Origin of the sequence: Streptomyces sp. JJ38 (assembly GCF_019303475.1) — a bacterium.
Taxonomy (GTDB): domain Bacteria; phylum Actinomycetota; class Actinomycetes; order Streptomycetales; family Streptomycetaceae; genus Streptomyces.
Genome location: NZ_JABLSI010000008.1, coordinates 167,156 through 187,997, shown reverse-complemented (window position 1 = coordinate 187,997; position 20,842 = coordinate 167,156). Strand labels below are relative to the sequence as shown.

General features: G+C 74.3%; 17 protein-coding genes and 1 pseudogene. 9 read left to right on the top strand and 9 right to left on the bottom strand.

What is annotated here, in order from left to right; translation table 11 throughout:
• The 5 genes and pseudogenes from HPT28_RS27595 to HPT28_RS06540 form a co-directional block, all read right to left on the bottom strand.
• Positions 1–2,571: pseudogene (locus HPT28_RS27595) on the bottom strand (hypothetical protein); the annotation flags it as partial.
• Positions 2,568–4,238 carry a hypothetical protein gene (locus HPT28_RS06555; protein WP_219089969.1) on the bottom strand — a complete coding sequence of 557 codons (1,671 nt, stop codon included), beginning with the start codon at positions 4,236–4,238 and terminating at the stop codon, positions 2,568–2,570. The pseudogene HPT28_RS27595 and the gene HPT28_RS06555, both read right to left, overlap by 4 nt.
• The gene (locus HPT28_RS06550) at positions 4,235–5,395 is read right to left on the bottom strand and encodes a caspase family protein (RefSeq protein WP_219089968.1); all 1,161 of its coding nucleotides are present in this window, start codon (positions 5,393–5,395) and stop codon (positions 4,235–4,237) included. Before HPT28_RS06550 ends, HPT28_RS06555 begins: the two co-directional genes overlap by 4 nt.
• On the bottom strand, positions 5,392–6,609 hold the full coding sequence (locus tag HPT28_RS06545; RefSeq protein ID WP_219089967.1) for a hypothetical protein: 1,218 nt from the start codon (positions 6,607–6,609) through the stop codon (positions 5,392–5,394). The genes HPT28_RS06550 and HPT28_RS06545 overlap by 4 nt, the downstream gene beginning before the upstream one ends.
• A 27-nt stretch (positions 6,610–6,636) precedes the next feature.
• Positions 6,637–8,658 (bottom strand): PQQ-binding-like beta-propeller repeat protein, encoded by a 2,022-nt coding sequence (locus HPT28_RS06540; protein ID WP_219089966.1) that lies wholly within the window; start codon positions 8,656–8,658, stop codon positions 6,637–6,639.
• Positions 8,659–8,851: 193 nt separating this feature from the next.
• Here HPT28_RS06540 and HPT28_RS06535 point away from each other — a divergent pair, with 193 nt between their 5' ends.
• Complete coding sequence (locus HPT28_RS06535; RefSeq protein WP_219089965.1) at positions 8,852–10,867, top strand: PQQ-binding-like beta-propeller repeat protein; 2,016 nt, start codon at positions 8,852–8,854, stop codon at positions 10,865–10,867.
• A gap of 71 nt (positions 10,868–10,938) precedes the next feature.
• On the opposite strand, the gene HPT28_RS06530 is transcribed toward HPT28_RS06535, so the two are convergent.
• Complete coding sequence (locus HPT28_RS06530) at positions 10,939–11,292, bottom strand: hypothetical protein (protein WP_219089964.1); 354 nt, start codon at positions 11,290–11,292, stop codon at positions 10,939–10,941.
• A 130-nt stretch (positions 11,293–11,422) separates the two neighbouring features.
• On the opposite strand from HPT28_RS06530, the gene HPT28_RS06525 reads away from it, so the two are divergent.
• The 3 genes from HPT28_RS06525 to HPT28_RS06515 all read left to right on the top strand — a co-directional run bounded on the left by HPT28_RS06525 (position 11,423) and on the right by HPT28_RS06515 (position 13,320).
• Positions 11,423–12,028, top strand: a complete 606-nt coding sequence (locus HPT28_RS06525) for a uridine kinase (RefSeq protein WP_219089963.1) — start codon at positions 11,423–11,425, stop codon at positions 12,026–12,028.
• Positions 12,029–12,243: 215 nt separating this feature from the next.
• Positions 12,244–12,702 (top strand): PGPGW domain-containing protein, encoded by a 459-nt coding sequence (locus HPT28_RS06520; RefSeq protein WP_219089962.1) that lies wholly within the window; start codon positions 12,244–12,246, stop codon positions 12,700–12,702.
• A gap of 105 nt (positions 12,703–12,807) precedes the next feature.
• Positions 12,808–13,320 carry a PGPGW domain-containing protein gene (locus HPT28_RS06515; protein WP_219089961.1) on the top strand — a complete coding sequence of 171 codons (513 nt, stop codon included), beginning with the start codon at positions 12,808–12,810 and terminating at the stop codon, positions 13,318–13,320.
• A gap of 163 nt (positions 13,321–13,483) precedes the next feature.
• On the opposite strand, the gene HPT28_RS06510 is transcribed toward HPT28_RS06515, so the two are convergent.
• Positions 13,484–14,299, bottom strand: coding sequence for a SigE family RNA polymerase sigma factor (locus tag HPT28_RS06510; protein WP_219089960.1), 816 nt, complete (start codon positions 14,297–14,299; stop codon positions 13,484–13,486).
• A gap of 216 nt (positions 14,300–14,515) precedes the next feature.
• Here HPT28_RS06510 and HPT28_RS06505 point away from each other — a divergent pair, with 216 nt between their 5' ends.
• The 5 genes from HPT28_RS06505 to HPT28_RS06485 all read left to right on the top strand — a co-directional run bounded on the left by HPT28_RS06505 (position 14,516) and on the right by HPT28_RS06485 (position 19,020).
• A complete protein-coding gene (locus tag HPT28_RS06505) occupies positions 14,516–15,193 on the top strand; it encodes a response regulator transcription factor (protein WP_219089959.1) in 678 nt (225 codons plus the stop codon).
• Positions 15,190–16,818, top strand: coding sequence for a HAMP domain-containing sensor histidine kinase (locus HPT28_RS06500; RefSeq protein ID WP_308119109.1), 1,629 nt, complete (start codon positions 15,190–15,192; stop codon positions 16,816–16,818). Before HPT28_RS06505 ends, HPT28_RS06500 begins: the two co-directional genes overlap by 4 nt.
• On the top strand, positions 16,815–17,477 hold the full coding sequence (locus HPT28_RS06495; protein WP_308119108.1) for a hypothetical protein: 663 nt from the start codon (positions 16,815–16,817) through the stop codon (positions 17,475–17,477). Before HPT28_RS06500 ends, HPT28_RS06495 begins: the two co-directional genes overlap by 4 nt.
• 48 nt (positions 17,478–17,525) lie before the next feature.
• On the top strand, positions 17,526–18,188 hold the full coding sequence (locus HPT28_RS06490; protein ID WP_219089958.1) for a VanZ family protein: 663 nt from the start codon (positions 17,526–17,528) through the stop codon (positions 18,186–18,188).
• A gap of 289 nt (positions 18,189–18,477) precedes the next feature.
• Positions 18,478–19,020, top strand: coding sequence for a GNAT family N-acetyltransferase (locus HPT28_RS06485; protein WP_219089957.1), 543 nt, complete (start codon positions 18,478–18,480; stop codon positions 19,018–19,020).
• Here the strand turns inward: HPT28_RS06485 and HPT28_RS06480 are convergent.
• On the bottom strand, positions 19,003–20,586 hold the full coding sequence (locus HPT28_RS06480; RefSeq protein WP_219089956.1) for an asparagine synthase-related protein: 1,584 nt from the start codon (positions 20,584–20,586) through the stop codon (positions 19,003–19,005). The genes HPT28_RS06485 and HPT28_RS06480 overlap by 18 nt on opposite strands.
• Positions 20,587–20,652: 66 nt before the next feature.
• Positions 20,653–20,778 carry a hypothetical protein gene (locus HPT28_RS26650; protein WP_257578117.1) on the bottom strand — a complete coding sequence of 42 codons (126 nt, stop codon included), beginning with the start codon at positions 20,776–20,778 and terminating at the stop codon, positions 20,653–20,655.
• Positions 20,779–20,842 lie beyond the last annotated feature (64 nt).

Below are 20,842 nucleotides of genomic sequence, written 5' to 3'. Positions count from 1 at the left end.
CCGGCCATCCCCACCCGCCGTCGCCACCACCCCACCATCAGGCGCGAACGCCACTCCGCGCAGCGGCCCCGCCGTCCGGGCCAGCACACGGACGGCGTCCGGCCGGGCGGCCTCCCGGCGCAGTAGAAGGCCGTCCCACCCGGCCGTGACGAAGGCCTCCCCATCCGGCGCGTAGGCCACCGACACGGACTGCGCGGACCGGTCGAGCAGCGCCGTACCAGGGCCGTGAGCCGGGCCCACATCCCAGACCCGCACGGTGCCGGAGTCGTCCGCGGCGGACAGGGCCGTCCCGTCAGGGCTGAAGGACAGGCTGCCGACCGACCGGCCCCCGGTGTCGTAGACGGCCAGTTCGACGCCCACGGCGGCCACCCACAGTCGCACGGTGCCGTCGGTGCCGCTCGTGGCGAGCACGTCCGCGAGCCGGCCTTCCGGCCCGGTGGCGAAGCGCACCGCCGTCACCGCGTCCGAGCGTCCGTCGAGCGGCTCCGCCAGCTGGTCGCCCGTGACCATGTTCCACAGCCGGGTACGTCCGTCCTCCCCTCCCGCGGCGAGCATCGTGCCGTCAGGGGAGACGTCGAGCGCGGTGACCCCCGGCTCCTGCGGTGGTTCCACCCCCGCCGGTTCGCCGGTCGCCGCGTCCCACACCTGGAGGGTCGGTGCGCTCTCGTGGCCCGGCCGCCCCGCCCGGCTTCCGGTGATCAGCATGTCCCCGTCGGGGCTGAAGGCCAGCGCCCGCAGGGCACCCTGGTGGCCGGTGAGGACGGCACCGCGCGGATCACCCGTACGGGCGTCCCAGAGCCGAACGGTCCGGTCGTGCTCGAAGAGCTCCTCGTCCCTCGGGGCGATGGGGCTCCCCGCCGTGGCGAGCAGGGATCCGTCCGGGGACAGCGCCACGGCCACGACCGTCATACGCGGGTGGGCCTCGATCAGGGTGACGTCCACGAGCGGTTCCAGTCCGCCCTCGGTCAGCGGGCGTACGCGAACCACACCGCCCGTCTCCCCCACCGCGAAGCGGGAGCCGTCCAGGCTCACGGCCCGCGCGGTCGGCCTCTCCGTGCCCCAGCTCCCGGCACGGGGCTGCCAGGCGGGGCCGGTCGGTTTCCCGCTCGACGGGTCCCAGAGCCGCACGGAGTCGGTGGCGTCGACCAGCAACGCGTCCGCGGAGGTGAAGGCCGCCCAGTCCCCGGCCCGCAGCACCGCCCGCAGCGGCCGGTGGAGGGCCGCGTCCGCCGCCGCCTCCGCCTCCGGCGTCTGCGCCATGTCCCACGCGGCGGCGGCGTACAGATCGGCGAGCTGCGGATCGGTGTCGGCCGTGGACCGGCTGAGCGCCGCCAGTGACCGGGAGCCGCCCACGAGTTCCGCCCGCTCGGCGGCTCTCTGCCGGTCGGCCTGCGTCAGCAGCCACTTGCCCCCCAGCACCCCGCCGACCAGCAGCAGGACGAGGGCCAGCGCTCCGGCCACCCGCCACAGGTGCACGCGGCGGGCGAGGCGGAGGGCCCGGGGCAGATCGGCCGCGTAGCAGAGACGTACGCCCAGCTCCCGGGCATGCCGTTCCGCCTCGGCCCGGTTGTCCCGGGGCAGGATGACCCGGTATCCGGCGTCCTTCGCCACCTGGAGCTTGGCCCGCAGACCGCCGACGGCTTCAAGGCCGCCGTCCGGCCGCAGTCGGCCGCTCAGCACGTGCACGCGCCGCAGCAGTCTGAAGCTGAACCGCCCCATGACCGGGCGCAGCCGCCTGCGCAGCTCGTCGAGGGCGAGTCCGAACGCGGCGCCCAGGGACCCCTGTGCGATGTCGTTGACCGGCGCTCCGGACCCGTCCGTCACGGACCACAGCACGCAACGCTTCCGGGCGGCCAGGGGGCTCTGTGCCCAGGCCGCCTCCAGCCCCGCGACGAACCCGGCGTCCCCGAGGCCGAAGGCCATGGCCTCCGGGTCGGGGTGCAGCCCAGGGGGGCCGCCGGCCACGCAGGTCAGCGTGAGGTCGGCCCTCAGCCCGATCCTCTGCCTGGGCCGGTACAGCAGCACCGGCACCGTGGCACTGGCGACCCGGCGCGGCGGATCACCGCCCAGCACCTCGCCCAGGAGCCGCACGAAGTCGGCGGCGGGACGGTCGGACACCTCCGGCTCACCGCGCTCGTCAGCCGGGCGTGCGGGAAGGAGCACCGAGGCGGCTCTCCAGTGCCGCGCTGCGGCGGGCGGAGGGGGGTCGTCCGCGGCGAGGGCCTGCGCGGTGCGGAGCATCGCCTCGGCCGCCGACAGCGCGGGGGTCGCGGCGACACCGCTCCAGCCCGTGCGGGCGTCCTCCGTCAGCGCCTCGCCGATCTCGGGCGAGCCGGTGAGCAGCCCGTCCAGTGCCGCCGGCCCTGCGGCCAGGGCGTGCCGACAGCGCAGCAGCCACTCCTGCCGCGCCCCGGTGAGCGCCTCCAGCCGGGCGACCGGGGTGTCCGGCAGGGCAGGCTGCCGGGGCGGTGTGGCACGTCCTCCCCGGCGCGGGCGCGGCAGCCGGGGCGATGTGGCACGCCCCCTCCACAGCGGGCGCGGCAGCCGGGGCGTGCGGCGGCGGATCCTCACGCCTGGTCCCCCCGCGACGCGGAGCCGCCCGATTCCCCTCGGATGGCCCGCCGGAGCGGATCCCCCGGCGGGCGGGAATCGGCCGTCTCCTCCCACCAGCCGCGCGCCCGGCCCAACGCGGCGCGCACCGATGCGGGGACCTGCCGCAGCAGGTCCTCCCGGCTCAGCGCGTCCTCCGCGAGCGGATGCTCGTCCAGGGAGACCTCGGCCGAGTTGCCGGTGACCGGAAGTCTGAGAGCCGCCGTGTAACCGCCGTCCACCGTGGGGACGAGCGGCAGCAGCAGCGGCTGCCGCCGGCCGCCGGCGCCGACCCACAGGTGCACCAGGCGGTGCGGCGGCGGGTCGGCGCCGACCCAGCTCACCTCCAGCTCCAGCCCTTCCGGGGTGTGCTTCGCCCGGCACCGGAGGTTCCCGGCGGGGTCGCCGTGCTCCTCGACGGGCGGCGGGCCTCCCGCGTCCGCGAAGGCCGGGCCCAGCAGGTCGACGGAGAACCGAAGCCGGAAGCGCGGAGCGGCGGTACCTCCGCTGTCGGGCACCGGCGTCCCGGACCCGGTCACCGGAGCCGGGCCCGGAGGGCCGGCGGGCGCCGGCGGCGCCAGGACCGCGACACCGGGCGAGGGGAACACCACCCGCCGGACGGGCGCCGAGGGCAGTTCCTCCGCCAGCCGTCCGGTGGCCTCCCTCGGTGCGGTGTACGGCTCGCCGTCGGCCAGCAGCACCGAGTGCAGCAGGCCGGGACAGGCCGCGGCGAGTTCCCGGCCCAGCCTCAGCACGGCCTGGGTCAGGGCCGGTTCGGAACCCGGCTGCTCCCGCGCCCAGCCGAGGAAGTCGAGGGCCAGTCTGGCTCCTTCGGAGACGACGGGAAGGCCGGTTTCGAGCAGGCGGGTGAACTCGCGCAGCTGGGTCCGACCGGGAGGCCGCCGGTTGCGCAGCCGCAGGCCCAGGGCGAGCAGGGCGGCGTCGGGGCTCGCGGGCCAGCGGTCGCACAGCGCCCGGATCCACGCGTCGGCGCGGGCGTCCGCGTCATGCAGCAGGCCGTACCCCAGCGCGAGGTCCAGCAGGAGGTCGCGGTCGGTCCCGGAGGGTTCGGGCCGGTCCCGCAGGAGCGCGAGCGCCACCGCGCGTGCGGCCGGGATCCGGCCGCGTCGCAAGTAGCCCAGCAGGGTGGCCTCGCTGCCGACGGGGATGCGGGGGAGCCAGCGCGGCGGCCCGGCCCACGGCGTGGCGACGAGGTCGAGCGGCATGCCGTGGGGAACGTCGGCCCTGACCGACCACGCCCCGTCCTGGGCCACCCGCAGGCCGGTCACGCCCTCCCGCCCCGGCGCTGCGCGGACCTCGGGGGGACGGGGTGGGGCGGGTCGCCGCGCCGTCCGCGGGACCGCCTCGGGCTCCGGCCGCAGCACGGCCGTGACAGAGCGTCCGCGCAGCGGCACCCGCACGACGGTGTGGATCTCGGCGCCGCCGGGCGCCCATCCCCGCAGGAGGTACCGGACGCCGCGCCGCAGCGGCACCGGCACCGGTTCGGCGCGCAGCGCGAACCAGCCGAGCGCGCGCAGCCCCTCGTCCACCACCTCCACGGCCGCCAGCACGGCCCCGGGAGGCGCGGCGACGGAACCCGCGTCATAACGGAGTTCGGCCTGAAGCGTGTCCGGGGAAGGGCTGCTCATACCTGCTCCGTGCGTCGCACCGGGACGGAGGCGGTTCGGCAGGGAGGGTAGACCGTCCAGTCCTCCCGCAGTTCGTCCTGCCAGCCACCGCCGGGAAAGTGCAGCCGCACGTCGTAGCTGCTGACCGGAACGGTGCCGCGCCAGCGTTCAGGGCTGCCCGGCGGGCGATGCCGGGTCGCCAGCGCGGCGCCGGGCCGCACCAGGGAGAGGTCCGCCTCCGGCTGCGCCTCGTCCGGGGCGCAGCGCACCTGGAAGGGCACCTCGGGCGTACCGGGCAGGACGCGGAGCACGGTGCCGCCGGGTGAGCCGGCGAGGACGATCTCGGGCCGCTGCGGTGGCGTGGCCTCCCGATGTGCCATCAGGTCGGCCACGGCGGCCCCGAGGTGCGCGGTGGTGACGCGCCAGACGCCGTCGTCCCCCTGCCGGGCGGCGGCTCCGGCGAACGCCTCCCGGACGGCACGGGAGAAATGGGTGTCGCCGTCCGCGGGTGCGTAGGCGGGCTGGCCGAAGGAGGCGGAGTGCAGCACCAGCTCACTGGTGCGCCACAGCGGCCATCCGGGCGGCACCGGGACGAGGGCGTCGAAGCGGCTGTGCGGGTCCGCCCCCGAGGGGCTCAGTCTGCAGGCGTCGATCAGGAACAGCTGAGTCGCCGCCGGACAGCTGCGCATCGCCGCGTAGGTGCGGTACAGGTCCACCGCGTGACCGAACGGGTCGTGGGGCGTGCCGAAACCCTCCAGCAGCAGGATCTGCTCGGTGGGCTCGGAGGCCAGGCCGTGACCGCAGAAGTACAGCAGGGCGACGTCGTCCTCACCGGTGCAGCGCTCCAGCCAAGCGGCGAAGCACGCCGTGACGTGGTCCCGGGTGGCGCCCTCCACGGTCACGGAACGCGAGCCGGTGTCCCACCGCAGCGCGGATCCCGCGCGGTCGCCGGAGATCGCCAGTTCCAGTGACGCCAACGGAAGCGCGGGGTCGGCGGTCTGTTCGGCGACCAGCCAGCGGGCCATCGACTCGGCCGTCCGTGCGGCGCCCGGCAGGTCGCCGATGCCGCGCGCGGGCGGAAAGGACGCCTCCGGACCGCAGTGCGGATAGCGCCCGACGCCGATGACCAGGACGTGCAGGGCAGGCCCTTGCACCGTGCGGGTGAAGACCGTGGTCACCTCGGGTCACCGTCCAGGCGGGCGGCGAGGCGGGCGTGGAAGTGCGGTTGGACCAGATAGGCCGTGTGCGCCCAGAGCGCACCGGTGGGATAGCGGTAGTCCTCGGCCCCCTCGAAGACCGGCTCCGCCCGGAACGCCAGCGGGTCGTTGAAGTCCACGACGTTGATCCACCTGCGCACGCCCGGGGGCTTGGGCACGCGGCTTCCACGGTCCCCGGTGAGGCCGTGGTCACTGGCCCCGAACAGCTTCAGCTCCTCGAACAGACCGACCTGTGAGCCCACGGTCACCAGGACGTCGACCTCCAGGCTGGGCCGGAAGTGTGTGAGGAGGTCGTAGACGATGTTGCCGCCCATGCTGTGTGCGACGACGGCGAGCCGCCGGCCGTCCCGCCGCCCGGCCGCGGCACGCTCGACGGCGTCCCCGACGGCGCGGACGATCGGCCCCGGATTCCCGGGTGTTCCCCGCTGGGCCAGATACGCCGTCACATCTCCCACGTAGCGGGGCACGACGCGGCGGGCGGTGCGGTGCAGGACCCGGGAGGCGGGGCGCTGCGTGGACGACACCATGCGCCGGCGCAGCCCGCGCAGCCGGTATCCGATCCGGTCCCAGACGCCGGATCCGCGGATCTTCCCCGGGCCCCCGCCGGGGGCTGCCCTCTCCCGCGGAGACGTGTCGAGCGGTGGTGTCCAGGGGGCGGACGCCTCCCGGAGGCGGGCGAGGAAGGCGTCGTCGTTGTCGAGGCCCTTCCTCTGCCACTCCGGAGGGCCGCCCCCCTCCGGGAGGCTCGCGCAGTAGCGGACCAGGCCGGTGGCCAGCCGGCCTTTCTGCTCCACCGTCAGTTCCCCGTCCTCTCCCACGACGAGACTGAACAGGAGATCGACGGCGTCCTCCGGTGAGGTGCGGGCGATGTCGAGCAGGAGCCGCCGGGGTTCCAGTGAGCCGCCTTGCTGCTGCGCCAGCAGGTCCAGGATGTCGTCCTCCAGACCTCCCGAACCCAGCGGCGTCATGTCCTCGACGGGCAGCGATCGGCCGTTCCACCGCAGGCGGCCGGCCAGATGCCCCCACACGGCGGGTTCGATGGCGCCCGACTCGTGGGGTCCGTGGCCGAGGCCGGGCAGCAGGTGCTCCTCGAACAACCGGTCGCGCATCCGCCCGGCGGGCGTGACGCCGCCGGACTCGCGGTTGGCGATGCCATGGACGTAGACGACGGGCATCAGGCGGTCTCCATCGGGTGAGGGTTCTCAGCGGTACACGCAGTGGAGCCGGCCGTCGGCGTCGGTGACGTAGACGTGTTCCGTGTCCGTGGCCGGGGAGCTCACGTCCGCGTCCCCCTGATACGTCCACAGCTCCTGGCCGTCCGTCGCGTCGAGGGCGTGCAGTTCGCCGTCGTGCGCCACGTAGAGGGTGCCGTCCGCCACCGCCGGGGCTTGCCCGCTGTGCGGGTACACCCAGAGCTGCCGGCCGGTGTCGGCCGACACGGCGTGCAGGCTTCCGGCCGCGCCGACGTACACGGTTCCCCCGGACGCCACCGGCCGTGCCAAGGAGTGGGCTTCGGTGCGGTAGGTCCACCGGCGGGTGCCGTAGCGGGCCTCCACCGCGTGCAGGACGCCGGTGCTGTCGACGATGAACGCCGCCCCGTCGACGACCAGTGGGCTCTGGTCGGACGGATAGACGTCGTCCGGGATCGATGCCTGGCTGACCAGCTTCCCCGAGGCCGCGTCCCACCCGTACAGCGTGCCGAACGTCCCCAGCGCGTAGACGACGCCGTCGTCGAGACTCGGCGGCGACAGCAGGGAACTGCCCGGTTCCCAGCCCCACCTGGTGTCGCCGGTTTGCGCGTCGAGGGCGAAGACGATGCCGTGCTCGTCACCGCGGAAGTCGTAGCGGTTGGCGATCAGGTAGAGGGTGTCGTCGAGCTGCGCCTGACCGCCTTCCTGCGCGAAGGTCCAGCGGATCGCCCCCGTTGACGCGTCGCGGGCCTCCAGGTTGTCCCCGCCGCCCGACGCGTAGACGAAGTCCCCGGAGACTCTGACGGGGATGGGGCCGATCACCGTGGGCCGGCTCCATCGCAGGGTGCCGTCGGCGGCGTCCATCACGTACACCTTGCCGTCCTCGTGGTGCACGGCGACCGTGCGGCCGTCGGACGACGGACGTCGGCCCGGCTCCGAGGCGTGGTGTACCACCCACCGGGCGGTCCCGCTCCGTTCGGTGAGCCGGTCCGCCGCCTTCCCCGAGGGGCGTTCGGAGCCCCGCCCGGCGCGCTCGTCCTCCACGTCCCGCGTCCCCCCGCCGCGCCCCACCAGCACGGCCCCCAGCCCGCCGCCGACCATGAGCACGCCCGCGCCGGTGAGCAGCGCGCGGCGACTGGGGCGGCGGCCGGTTCCCGTGGTCACCGCCCCGCTCCCGGCTCCCGGAGGCGCGGCCGACGCGACGTCCCGGGCGACGGCGGCGGGCATCCAGTCCGCCCCGTACGGCTCCGTGCCCCGGGCGCACCGCCGGAACTCCGCGACCAGTTCCGGAACACCCGGCCGGTCCGCGGGCCGGGTGGCCAGGCAGGCGGTCACCACGGGCAGCTCCGGGGAGAGGCCGACGACGTCCGGCTCGCCCAGGACGGCCCGATGGTGGACCTCGTGCGCGGGGCCGTCACCGAACGGCGCTCGGCCCGTCACGGCGTGGAGGACGGTGGCGCCCAGGGCGAAGACGTCCCCCGCGGTGCCCGGCGGGGACGCACCGGTCAGGATTTCGGGCGGCAGGTAGCCGGGAGGTGCCGTCGTGCCCGCGGCCTCGGCCGGGCCGGGCATCCCGAACGCCGGAGTGCGAGGCCCCGAGGCGGTCAGCAGGACGTTCCCCGGGTGGAGGTCGCCGTGCACGAGCCCCGCCCGGTGGATCGCGGCCAGCCCCTCGGCGAGCGCCACACCCAGCACCAGGGCCGACGCGACGGGCCACGGCCCGTGCCGGCCGAGGACGTCCCGCAGGGTGCGACCGGGCAGCCAGGTGCAGGCGAGCCACGGCTCGGGGGCCTCGGTGTCCGATGCGAGGAGATGGTGGGTGAAGGCGCCGGCGACGTGCCGCAGCCGCTCCAGATGGCCGCGCAGGGCCGGTTCGGGAACGGGGCCGTCGGCCCGGGGCGGGCACACCTCCACCGCGGCGTATCGGCCGTCCTGGGCCCGGCCCAGATGCACCGTGCCGAGGCCTCCCGCACCGATCGGAGCCACCAGGCGGTAGGAACCCACCGTCCGGTGCTCTGCTTCCCCGTCGGCCATGGCCACCCCCGTGCCCCGCGGAACCACTCGAACCCGGCGAGGTCATTACACATCAGATCAACCCACCCGCGCAGGAGGTCGGAAGGATCCGGAGAATCTCTGGGTTATCCGGCGAACCCGGCGCTCCCCGGGCATCATTGAAGCCCGCACAGGCGGGGAAGACTCTGTCACGGAGTGGGAGGCGCGGTGGCGGATGGACGATGACCTCGGCTCCACAACGGACTTGGCGGCGTCATCGACACCGGCGGTGACCCTGGAGCACGCGATCCGGGAGCAGGGCCCCTGGCCGGAGGAGTCGGTGCTCGCCCTCGGGCTCGCGCTCTGCGACGCCCTGGGGCAGTCGGGGGCTTCCGCCTCCGGCCGCCCGCTCCCCACTCCCTCCCGCGTGCTGCTCACCCTGGACGGGCCCCTGCTCGGCGAACGGCGGGACGCTACCGGGCGGGAGGAGGGGTGGGTCGCTCCGGAGTACCTGACGGAGGGGACGCGGGACGAGGCCGTCCTCGTGTTCTCCGTCGGCGCCACGCTCGCCTTCGCCGCCACCGGCACCGGCCCCTTCGGAGACGGCCCGGCGCAGGTTCTCCAGTACCGCACCCTGCACCAGGAGCCGTCGCTCTCCGAACTGGACCCCGCGGTGCGGGCGGTGGTCGAGGAGTGTCTGGCCCGGGAGCCCGCCACCCGTCCGGGGCTGGGCCGGCTCCGCACCGCGCTGACGGAGGCGCTCGGTCCGAAGGCGTCGGGCTCCTCCTGGCCGCCAAACGTCGTCACCCGGGCGGTCACGGCCGCGGCGCCCACGCCCTCCGCACCCTCCGCGCCGCCCGCACCCTCCGCGCCCCCCGCACCCTCCGCGCCCCCCGTGCCACCGCGGCCGCCCGTGCCCCGCGTCTCCGGCCGTCGGCGCGCGCTGTCCTGGGCGACGGCCGGGATGGTCCTGGTGGTCGCCGTCGTCGGATTCCTGGTCTACCGCGGGCTGTCGGGTCCGGACGGGCGGGCCGGGCCCGCGCCGTCGGGCGGGCCGGCCGGCAAGCGACCGGCAGACGAGCCGCCGGCGGACCCCGAGGCGTTGAACCGCGACACGCCGCCGGGGCCACTGCTGTGGAAGCGTGTGCCGGAAGTCGGGTTCTCCGGCACGGGCGCGGCTCCGTGGCCCACCACAGAGGCGGGCTCGGTCTTCGTCAGCGTGGACGAGGGATGGTTCCTGGCCCTTGACACGGAGACGGGCGAGGAGCGGTGGCGATATCCCAACGTACCCAGCACGTTCGGCGACTACGCCTACGACGACATCAACGGGTACACCGGAGCCGTGGTGCGGGACGGCGTGGTCTACGTGGGCATCAGCGGTCTGAAGCTGGACTACGGGGACAGCGGTCTGGTGGCGCTCGACGTGGAGACCGGACGACTGCTCTGGCATCACACCTTCGACCACGTGGTGAGCGGTCAACCGGTGGTCACCGACGGCGTGATCGTGGTCAGTGAGTACGACGGCTACGACCCGGACGACATCCAGACCCACGACGCCGAGGACGCCGCCCTGCACGGGCTGGACGCGCAGACCGGCGAGCCGCTGTGGGAGCGGTCCATGGAAGATCCCGCGGCGCCGGCCTACCGGGCGGCGGACGGTATGGCCTACGCCCTGGGAAGTGACGGGGCGAGGGATTACCTGCTCGCCCTGGACGCCGGCTCGGGGGAGGAGGTCTGGCGGTACGACGCCAGACTGGGCATCGGCTCCCTCGCCGCGGGCGAGGGAGTGGCCGTGGTGTCCGAGGGACCGGATCTGGTGGGGCTGGACGCGGCCACCGGCGAGAAGCTGTGGTCCGGGCCGCTGGGCGACGTGGACACCGGGCCGGTGATCGCGGAAGGCCGGCTGTACGCCGCCGACTCGACCGGCACGTTGGTCTCGGTGGACCCGGCGACCGGAGTGGCGCTGTGGTCCACCGAACTCGGCGAAGCGGCGGCGCTGCCGTCGGTGGCGGACGACATGGTGTACGTGGCGACCCGGGACGGGGACCTGTACGCCCTGAGCGCCGCCACCGGACGCCCGCGCTGGATCTACGCCGTCGAACAGTACGGCATCCTGCACGAGGTCGACGACTACAAGGGCGTCTCCCCCGTCGCGGGCGACGGCATCGTCTTCCTCCTGAGCTTCGATGACCAGAACCGAACGAACGACCTCCACGCCTATCGCGTCGGCGGGGAGGACCCCGGCTCGTGAGAGTGGGCGCCCCCTGACGAACGGGCCCTCGTCAGCACCGGATGCCGTCCGGAACGCGCGGGGTGCGCGCCTCAGCCGCCGAGGGCGCCGGTGACGGGGGCGGTGAGGCTGTCGAGGCTGGCGCCGCCCTGGGTGACGGGGGCGGCCACGGGCGCGGTGCTGACGGGCTGGAAGTCGGCGATCTGGGCGCCGACGGCGTTGTCGAGCGGGTCGACCCCGGTGCCGGCGAGGGCGTAGGGGCGCAGGGCGGTGACGGGCTCCAGGATGTGACCGGCGGTGTCGGCGGCCGTGCCGACCGGGTCCTCGCCGACGACGTCCGCCTGGGCGGAGCCGGACGCCGCGCCGAGGGCGGCCGCCGCCACGGCCGTGACGGTGAGCGCGGCACGCAGGCCGTGGCGGGTGCGGGGGCGGGCGTGAGCGGGCATCGGCACCAGTCCATCGTGGTTCGGTCGGGTGAGGGGGCGGACTCGGAGCGTAGTGGAGCCCGTGTCCGGTGTTCACGTTTTCGCCCCCGGGGGCTCACCCGTACGGGGTAATGCGGGACAATGGCGTCTCGTGACCGACTCCGCTCGCGTGATCCTGCTGACCGGCCCCTCCGGCTCCGGGAAGTCCTCGCTCGCCGCCCGCGCCGGCCTGCCCGTGCTGCGGCTGGACGACTTCTACAAGGAGGCCGGGGACCCGTCGTTGCCCCTCCTGCCCGGTGGCGGAACCGACTGGGACGCGCCGGGCTCCTGGGACGCCGAGGCCGCGCTGGCCGCCGTCCGGGAGCTGTGCGAGCGGGGACGGACGAGGGCCCCCGTCTACGACATCTCCGCCAGCGCCCGCGCGGGCGAGGCCGAGGTCGAGCTGGGCGCGGCCCGGCTGTTCGTCGCGGAGGGCATCTTCGCCGCGCAGCTCACCCGGCGCTGTGCCGAGCTCGGCCTGCTGGCGGACGCGCTGTGCCTGCGCGGACGCCCGTCGACGACGTTCCGGCGGCGGCTGCTGCGGGACGTGCGGGAGAGCCGCAAGCCGCTGCCCGTCCTCCTGGCCCGGGGCTGGCGGCTGATGCGCGCCGAACCCGGGATCGTCGCGGGGCACGTGGCGCTCGGCGCGCACCCGTGCCGGGGCCCGGAGGCACTCTCGCGCATCGCCGCGGCCGAGCGGACCCCGAGCAGGGTGTGACACCTCCGCACCCGCGCGGGTGAACCATCGGACCGGTCTCCGCGTCTTAGCTGCCGCCGCCGTGACGCGATCCACCAGGGGGCGCGTGGCCGCGGACGACGACCGTGTGCCATCGTTTCCGACGGTCCCCGCCCTCACCGCGGGGCGCGGCACGCCCGAGAGGCCGGCACGCGAGCGGCCGGACATACGGATCGAACGGGGACGGGACGGGAAACGTGGGACACGTCAAGCGGGTGGCGTTGGGCACGGTCGGCGGCTTGCTGCTGGTGACGGGGGTGGCGCTGCTGGTGCTGCCGGGCCCGGGGCTGCTGCTGGTGCTGGCGGGCCTGGTGCTGCTGTCGCGCGCGGTGCCCGCCGTCGAGCGGTACGTCGAGCCGGTGCGCGCCCGCGCGATGAAGGCGGCCGCCGACAGCGTGGCCTCCCCGCTGCGGATCGCCGGTTCCGTGCTGGCGGGCCTGGGGCTGCTGGCCTCCGGCATCGTCGTCGGCCTCGCCCTGATCCCGCAGCTCCCCTTCTCCGGCTGGGCGGCGGGGGCCGGTCTCATCGTCTCCAGCGTCATCCTCTTCGCCCTGCTGGTGTGGAGCTACCGCGCGCAGCACTCCGGCGCGAGCGCCCCGGCGGCGAACGGTGAGCCCGTCCCCGCGACGGAACTGGCGGCCGAGCGCTCCGCCTGACACGTGCCGCCCGGACCGCCGTCCGGCGGCCGTTGCCGTGGCCGCCCACGTCCCGCGCGCCTAGCGTGGGCCCCGACGGGCCGACGCGACGACGGGACGGCGGCGATGGTGGGACACGTCAAACGTGTGGTGCTGGTGACGCTCGGCGGTGTGTTGCTGCTGGCCGGGATCGTGATGCTCGCGCTACCGGGGCCCGGGCTGCTCACGGTGTTCGCCGGAATGGTGCTGCTGGCCCGGGCCGTCCCCGCCCTGGAGCGGCATGTGGAGCCGGTGCGGGAGCGGGCGATGGATGCGGCCGAGCAGAGCGTGTCATCGAACTGGCGGCTGGCCTGGTCCACTCTGGTGGGGCTGGCGCTGATCGGCGCCGGGCTGGTGTGGGCGCTGGTTCCGGGGCTGCCGCTGGGCGGCTGGAGCGCGGGGACGAGCCTGATCGTCTCGGGCGTCGTCCTGTGGGTGCTGCTGGCGTGGAGCTACCGGCGGGTGCGGGCGGAGCGGGCGCGGGCGGCGGACGCCCACGCGCGGGGTGCGGAGGCCGAGCGGCCTGCCGGGTCCGGCCCCGGACGGCGTCCCGCTTCCGACCCGTCCGGCCCGGGGCGGACGCGCCGAAGTGGGCCCTGACCGCGGAGAACCCGCCCTGAACGCGGAGAACGGGCACGGCCGGACCCCCCGGTCGGCCGCACCCGTGTTCTCCCCCTCTTTCCCCCGTTCTCTCCCCCGTTTCCCCCGTTCCCCCCGTTCCCCCCTGCGCGCTCCCCCTTGCGCGCCCTCGACGATCCCGGTCTCAGGCGACCAGTTCGTCGAAGCACTCGCGCTGGTCCCGTCCCTGGGCCAGCGCCTCGTCGTCACGCAGTCGGCGCAGCGAGCGCCAGATGCTGCTCTTCACCGTGCCGACGCTTATGTCGAGGATGTCGGCGATCTCCGGGTCCGTGCGGCCCTCGTAGTAGCGCAGCACGAGCATGGTGCGCTGCGTCTCGGGCAGCCGGGCCAGGGCCTGCCACAGGACGGCGCGCAGCTCGGTGCCGCGCATCGCGTCGACGTCGCCGGTGGACGGCGTCTCGGGCAGCTCCTCCGTCGGGTACTCGTTGAGCTTGCGGCGGCGCCACGCGCTGATGTGCAGGTTGGTCATGGTGCGGCGCAGGTAGCCGCCGACTGCGGCCTTGTCGCTGATCCGCTCCCAGGCCCGGTAGGTGGAGAACAGCGCGCTCTGCAGCAGGTCCTCCGCCTCGTACCGGTCGCCGGTGAGGTGGTAGGCCGTCGCGAACAGCGCGGATCGACGCTCCCGCACGTAGGCGGTGAACTCGGCCTCGGAGATCGAGTTCTCGGGCAGCGCGGGCCGGCCGACCCCGGCCGCCGTCGTACCGGTCGGCGTGGCCTCCGGTGCGGGGACGGCGGTGAGGTGGGCCGGACGCTGCCGTCCGGTGCCGCGAGCGCACCCCCGCCCGCTCACGGCACCGGAGTTCTCGGCGGTGTTGCGTCCCGAGTTCCGCTGGGCGGGAACCGCGGAGGCGTGACGACGCGTGTGACGGACTGAGCTGCCGTTCCCGGCGGACGGCGCCGTCGTTCCGGTGTGGCCGCTCAGCTCACGCAGTGCTGTCATCTCGCGCCTCCCTCGTTCAAGCCAGCGGATCGCTTGCCGTGTGAAGAACACACTGCCGGGCCAGTTTCATGGCGGAGTCCCCCGACTGTCACAGCGGTGTCACAAGCCCCGGCACCCTGTTGGAGCGAGTGCCGGGGGCCTCGCGAGGGCCCTCGGACGCGGTCCGGTGGACCGGGCGGTCGAACTTGTACGGCCGGATGGGCCAGAATGACGCGCGTGCCTTTCCTGTTGCTGATCGAGGATGACGACGCAGTCCGTACCGCCCTGGAGATGGGTCTGACCCGCCAGGGCCACCGTGTGGTGACCGCCGCCTCCGGCGAGGACGGGCTCAAACTGCTGCGCGAGCAACGACCGGACCTGATCGTGCTCGACGTGATGCTGCCCGGGATCGACGGGTTCGAGGTCTGCCGGCGCATCCGCCGCACCGACCAGCTCCCCATCATCCTGCTGACCGCCCGCAGCGACGACATCGACGTCGTCGTGGGCCTGGAGTCGGGTGCCGACGACTACGTCGTCAAGCCGGTGCAGGGCCGGGTGCTGGACGCCCGTATCCGGGCCGTGATGCGCCGCGGCGAACGGGAGGCCAACGACTCGGCCACGTTCGGCACGGTCACCATCGACCGCGCCGCCATGACGGTGACGAAGAACGGTGACGACCTCCAGCTCACCCCGACCGAGCTGCGGCTGCTGCTGGAGCTGAGCCGCCGCCCCGGGCAGGCGCTCTCGCGGCAGCAGCTGCTGCGCCTGGTGTGGGAGCACGACTACCTCGGCGACTCCCGGCTGGTGGACGCCTGTGTCCAGCGGCTGCGGGCGAAGGTGGAGGACGTGCCCTCCTCCCCGACCCTCATCCGTACCGTGCGGGGTGTCGGGTACCGGCTGGACGCACCCCAGTGAGGCGTCTCCCCGGCCGGGTGCGGCACCGGCTGGGCGGGATACTGCCGAGCCTGCGGCTGCGGCTCGTCGTGGTGTTCGCGGTGACGGCGCTGACCGCGGCCGTCGCGGTCAGCGGCATCGCCTACTGGCTCAATCGGGACGCCGTCCTCACCCGCGCCCAGAACGCCGCACTGGGCGACTTCAGCAAGATGCTGGGCGACCACGCCGGCACGCTCCCGCCCGACCCGCGCTGCGACCAGCTGCGTGACGCGGCCAACGCGATGGCCGACACCACGCAGAACTACCAGGTACTGCTGATCGACCAGCAGCGCGACGGCCTGCGCTGCGTGGTCACCTCGGACGACGGCTTCACCCTCGACGACGTCCCGGGCAAGCTGCAGGACGCGGTGAGCGAGGTGCGGCCGCTCACCGCGGGCAACACGGCGCCCTACCACCTCTACTGGCAGCGCGTCACCCAGGGCGACACCCCGTACCTGGTGGCCGGGGCGACCGTCATCGGCGACGGGCCGACCGGCTATTTGTTCAAGTCGCTGGAGCCCGAGCAGGACGATCTCAACTCCCTGGCCTGGTCCCTGGCGATCGCCAGCGCCTTCGCGGTGCTGGGCTCGATACTGCTGGCGCAGGCCGCCGCCTCCACGGTGCTGCGGCCCGTACAGCGGCTCGGGGACGCGGCCCGGCGGCTCGGCGAGGGCCGGCTGGACACCCGGCTGACCGTCTCCGGCACCGACGAGCTGGCCGACCTCTCCCGGACGTTCAACTCCGCCGCCGCCTCCCTGGAACGGCGCGTCGAGGATCTGAGCGCCCGGGAGCAGTCGAGCCGCCGCTTCGTGGCCGACATGTCACACGAGCTGCGCACCCCGCTGACGGCCATCTCCGCCGTGACGGAGGTCCTGGAGGACGAGCAGGACAACCTCGACCCGATGATCGAGCCGGCGGTCGCCCTCGTCGTCAGCGAGACCCGCAGACTGAACGAGCTGGTCGAGAACCTGATGGAGGTCACCCGCTTCGACGCGGGCACCGCACGCCTGGTGCTGGACGACGTGGACGTCGCCGAGCAGGTGATGGCCTGCATGGACGCCCGCGCCTGGCTGGACGCCGTCGAACTCGACGCCCCGCTGGGCGTGCGGGCCCGGCTGGACCCGCGCCGACTCGACGTCATCCTGGCCAACCTCATCGGGAACGCGCTCAAGCACGGCGGCTCCCCGGTGCGGGTGTCGGTGTGCACCGAGACGGGGGACGACGGCGCCGAGCTGGTGACGATCGAGGTGGCCGACCGCGGCCCCGGCATCCCCGAGGAGGTGCTCCCCCACGTCTTCGACCGGTTCTACAAGGCGAGCGCCTCGCGGCCGCGTTCGGAGGGCAGCGGCCTCGGGCTGTCCATCGCCCTGGAGAACGCCCACATCCACGGCGGGGAGATCACCGCGCGGAACGCTCCGGGAAGCGGTGCCGTCTTCACGCTGCGGCTGCCCCGGGACGCCAGCGGGCTCACACCGCGCGAGGACGACGAGGACGACGAGGACGAGGCCGACGCCCCGGCCCAGGGCGCGGGCGGCCCCCGCACGGGCCACCGGGAGGACGGCGGGTCGGGCCGGGGCGACGAGGGAGACGGGGAGGATCGCAGGTGAACGGGGCGAGAGGCAGCGGCATGGCCGGGGGCCGCCGCATGGCCGGGGTTCGCCGGGGCGTGGCGGCGCTGCTGGCGGGTGTGGCGCTGGCGGGGTGCGGCATCCGCGCCACCCCGGTGCCGGTGGACGCCGGGTCCGCGCCGAGCCGGGTCGCCTGCGGGGTCCGCGGCGGAGCGAGCGGCGTGCCGAGCGAGGGTGCCAGCGAGGTGCGGGTCGCGCTGGTGTGCAGCGGCCGGGTGGTGGACGTGCGGCGGCGGCTGGAGCTGCCCTCGGGGGACGGGGTCAGGGACCGGGTCGAGCTGGCCCGCACCCTGCTGCGGGAGCTGCGCCGCAACCCGCGCGACGTGGAGGTGGCGGCCGGTTTCACCACCGCGGTCCCCGACGACCTGCTGGTCGAGGGGCCGGCGGCGGGCGACGAGCGGGCGGCGCTGCGGCTCAGCCGACCGCCGTCCGCGTTGCCGAGCTTCGCCCTCGCCCAGCTGGTCTGCACGTTCGCCGACACCCAGCTCGCCGACAGCGGCCGGGGCATCCTGCTCGGCGGACCGGCCTTCGGCACCGGGGTCGGGGCGTCGGAGGGCAGCGAGGTGCGGCGCTACGAGTGCAGCACCGCCCTGCGCACCCGGACCGAGACGGCGGAATCGGCGGGCGTGCCACTCTGACGGCCGCCGCCCGGAACCGCGAGGGCGCACCCCGGCGTCGTTCTGCTCGTGCCCCACGAGGAACCCCACCGCCGCACCGGCCGAGCCGAAGGCCGAGCCGCCGCCCGCCTCCGGACCACGGGGCGCGTCGTCCTCGGCGGATATCTGCTCGCCGTCGGCCTGGCCACGCTGCGCCCGCGCACGGTGCCCTGGGTCGAACCGGCGAACCTGACGCCGTTCGACACGATCCGCTCCGTCTGGCTCGGCGGGGCGGCCGAGGCCGTGCTCTCGCTGGGCGCGGGCCTGCTGCTGCTCGCCCCGCTCGGTTTCCTGCTGCCGTTGGCCGCCGGGCTGCCGGCGCCGCGGGTGCTGACCTTCGTCCGGACCGTATCGGTGACGGCGGTGCTCTCCCTGGGCATCGAGGTGGTCAGGACGACCGTGCCGGGCCAGAGCGCCGACGTCGACGCCCTGATCCTCAACACCACGGGCGCCGGACTCGTGCACGCGTTCCTGTACCCGGTGGTACGGCGCCGGATACGGCGGGCGGTCCGACCGCCGGCCGCCGAGGGGGACGGTGACGAGGGTGAGGGGCCGGCGGGGGGCGGCCGGGCCGCGTTGCGCCACCGGCAGGAGCCGTCCGGCCGTGGGGTGCCGTCCCGGGGCGAGGATGTGGGCCCGGCCCCCGGCCGCGGCGGTCCCCGCAGTCCGGCGGGGGTCGGGACCGGCGCGTAGGGGGTCTCCGGCCGGGACCGGAGCGTCGCCGAGCCGCCGGTGAACGGCGAGACGCCGTGGCTACGTGGTGTGATCCCTGGTTTGACTCTTGGCTGTCTGCCTGTCGGCGGTGTCCGGCTGTTGGGCGTCTGTCATGTGGTCTGAGCCGCTGGCGTGGACGGCGCCGGGGAGCGCCGGAGAGGCCCACGGCAGCTACCCCGCCGACGGGACAACCACTCTCGGCACGCGGCGGGCGAGGGGTCGGCCGGACTACGCTGGTGCCTGCCCATCCGTTGGAAGGGAGTCTGCGATGTTCGTGATCCGCCGAGCGACAACGGCCGACCGAGAAGCGGTCGAGGAGCTGACGCGAGCGCGCGCACACTGGATGGCTGAGCAGGGCGTCAGGGGCGCTCAGGGCTGGGAACGGTTCGCCGAGGAGTCCGGCTGCCAGGCAGCCGCGCCGGACACGCCCGTGTGGGTCGTGACGACGGAGGCGGGGCGCGTGATCGGCCGGACGACGCTCGGAGAACAGACGCCGTCGTGGGGCTGGACCGAGGAAGAGCAGGCGCAGCCCGCGTACTTCCTCAACACGACCGTGACACACCCGGAGTTCGCCGGTCAGCGCGTGGGCTCCCTGCTCGCCTGGTGGGCGGTGGACCGGGCCGCCGCGACCGGCCGGGAATGGGTCCGACGTGCGGTCGGCCCTGACCCTGGGTTGCTGCGGTACTACTGCGACGTTCAGGGCTGGCGGATCGTCCACCAGGCGGAGCGCTACGGGGAAGACGCGTACATGCTGGGGCGCAGGGCTGAGCCGCTTCCGCACCTCGCGCAGCTTCTACTCACCCCCGCCTGACATCCCACGCAAGCCAATCTCGGTGGACGCGATGTGAAACAGCGTCCGATCCATCTCCCCGTGCGGACCTTTCAGGACCTCCGAGTCCACCGTCTTCGCGAGTCCGTTTCCGTCAACGAATCCAGCGTCAATCAACGCGGCGCCTTCCCCTACCATGGATTCCAGGAACGGGACGACGTAGCGGCGCATCGCGGCGTTCATCGCATGGACGAAGTTTTCCGGGATCGGTGCATGAACGGCTTCCGGGGACAGGCCGAGGCGGGCCAGGCGAAGTCTGTTCAATGCTTTGTGTTCCCGCCAGGGGCGCGGTAGCCATTCTGCGAATCTGATCAACTCCGGGTCTGTGAGTGGCGATACGGGCCACAGCCCGTTGCGCATGAATTGCGGGGTGCGGCACGCGAACGCCAGGAGCGTGCTGTCGTACAGCACCGGGGACGGTGCGATGCCGTCGTTGACGTGGTCCACGACGGCCAGCGTCCGCTTCCCGGTCCAGGGTCCCGGGGCCGGGACCTCCCCAGCGGGCGGGCGTTCGTCGTCACGTAGAGAGGTGAGCTCGTCTCCGCCCGTGCCGCCGAATGACCACCGGACGCCCGCCCGTGTCAGGACGCGCATCATGACTTCTTCCGCCTCGGTCCAGGGGTCGTCATACGGGCTGACCGCCTGGCCGTTCGCGCGTCGGCCAGCGGGGTTGAGCGGCAGATGCGCCATCACGTCCGTGCACACGTCCCGTGCGACTCCGAAGGCGCTGATCATCTCCTTGCGGCGGCGGATCTGCTGCTCGCGGGCCTCACCGCCGAGGAGCATGGCGGCGGCTGTGATCTCCGGGCGGTCGGGTGCGGCGAGGCTGGCTGCGACGTTCGCCGAGTCCATCCCACCGGACAACTCCACGGCGGCGTGGTCCGGGACGAAGTGCCGTCGCGTGATCGCCTGTGCGAGAAGCTGTTCGTAGGCGTCGAGCACGTCCGTGCCCGGCCGCAGGGCGCGAGGCTCGGTGTGTGGAGCCCCCGGCGGGTAGGCCAGCGTGAGGCCAGCGGCGGTCCACGACGCGGTGGAGCGCTCCGTGAGCCGGTGCACACCCTGCCACAGGGTGTCGTGGGTGTACCGATGCTGGAGCCGCAGCAGACGGGCAATCTCGCGGTCCACCAGGGCGCCGACCCGGCAGTGTTCGCGGAGGTCGGCCAGGTCCCATGAGCCGTCGAATGTGCCCTTGCTGCTGGCGAGATAGAGCGGCGCCACGGCCCACGCGCCCGCTCGGACTGTCGCCGTCCGGGGCGTCAGCTCGATGGCTGTCCAGTCCAACGCCCCGTGGCAGGCGACCCGCAGACGTGCTCGGTAGGCGTCCGGGGCCATGCGGACCGGCGGCCCGCCGGGAGACGGATCGGCTCCGCGTCCGCGTTCTGTCGAGACCACCGCCACCGCCGTTCCGTCGGTGATCATTTCGTGGCAGGTGGCCGGGTGCTCGTACGGCTCGATGCGGGATGAGCCGTGCCGCCACTCGTGGCCGGTCCATGTCCACTCGACCGGGCCGCGCTCCAAGCTGGCCCGCGCAATACTGAACTTGAGCAAGGGAGTTCTCCTCTCGGAATGGAACGGCCCACCGTCAGCAAGGACGGTGGGCCGTGGGAGTGCGGGCTACTCGTGTTCGTCCCGCTCGGTGTTCGTGTCGCTGTTGCCGGAGAACTTCTTGGTCTCCAGCCGTTCACGGAGCGTCGGCACGGTGAAGACCGGCGTTCCCGAGAACACGTCTTCCAGGTTCACGCGCTGTCCCTCCCTTCTGCTGTTGCGGGCCGTCAGGGACAGCCACCTGTCCGCGCTGCTGGAT

Coding starts and splice junctions, on each gene's coding strand:
- HPT28_RS06510 (WP_219089960.1), bottom strand. CDS start 14,299: ATGACAGCACTGCGTGAGCTGAGCGGCCACACCGGAACGACGGCGCCG.
- HPT28_RS06535 (WP_219089965.1), top strand. CDS start 8,852: ATGGACGATGACCTCGGCTCCACAACGGACTTGGCGGCGTCATCGACA.
- HPT28_RS06515 (WP_219089961.1), top strand. CDS start 12,808: ATGGTGGGACACGTCAAACGTGTGGTGCTGGTGACGCTCGGCGGTGTG.
- HPT28_RS06485 (WP_219089957.1), top strand. CDS start 18,478: ATGTTCGTGATCCGCCGAGCGACAACGGCCGACCGAGAAGCGGTCGAG.
- HPT28_RS06540 (WP_219089966.1), bottom strand. CDS start 8,658: ATGGCCGACGGGGAAGCAGAGCACCGGACGGTGGGTTCCTACCGCCTG.
- HPT28_RS06555 (WP_219089969.1), bottom strand. CDS start 4,238: ATGAGCAGCCCTTCCCCGGACACGCTTCAGGCCGAACTCCGTTATGAC.
- HPT28_RS06545 (WP_219089967.1), bottom strand. CDS start 6,609: ATGCCCGTCGTCTACGTCCATGGCATCGCCAACCGCGAGTCCGGCGGC.
- HPT28_RS06530 (WP_219089964.1), bottom strand. CDS start 11,292: ATGCCCGCTCACGCCCGCCCCCGCACCCGCCACGGCCTGCGTGCCGCG.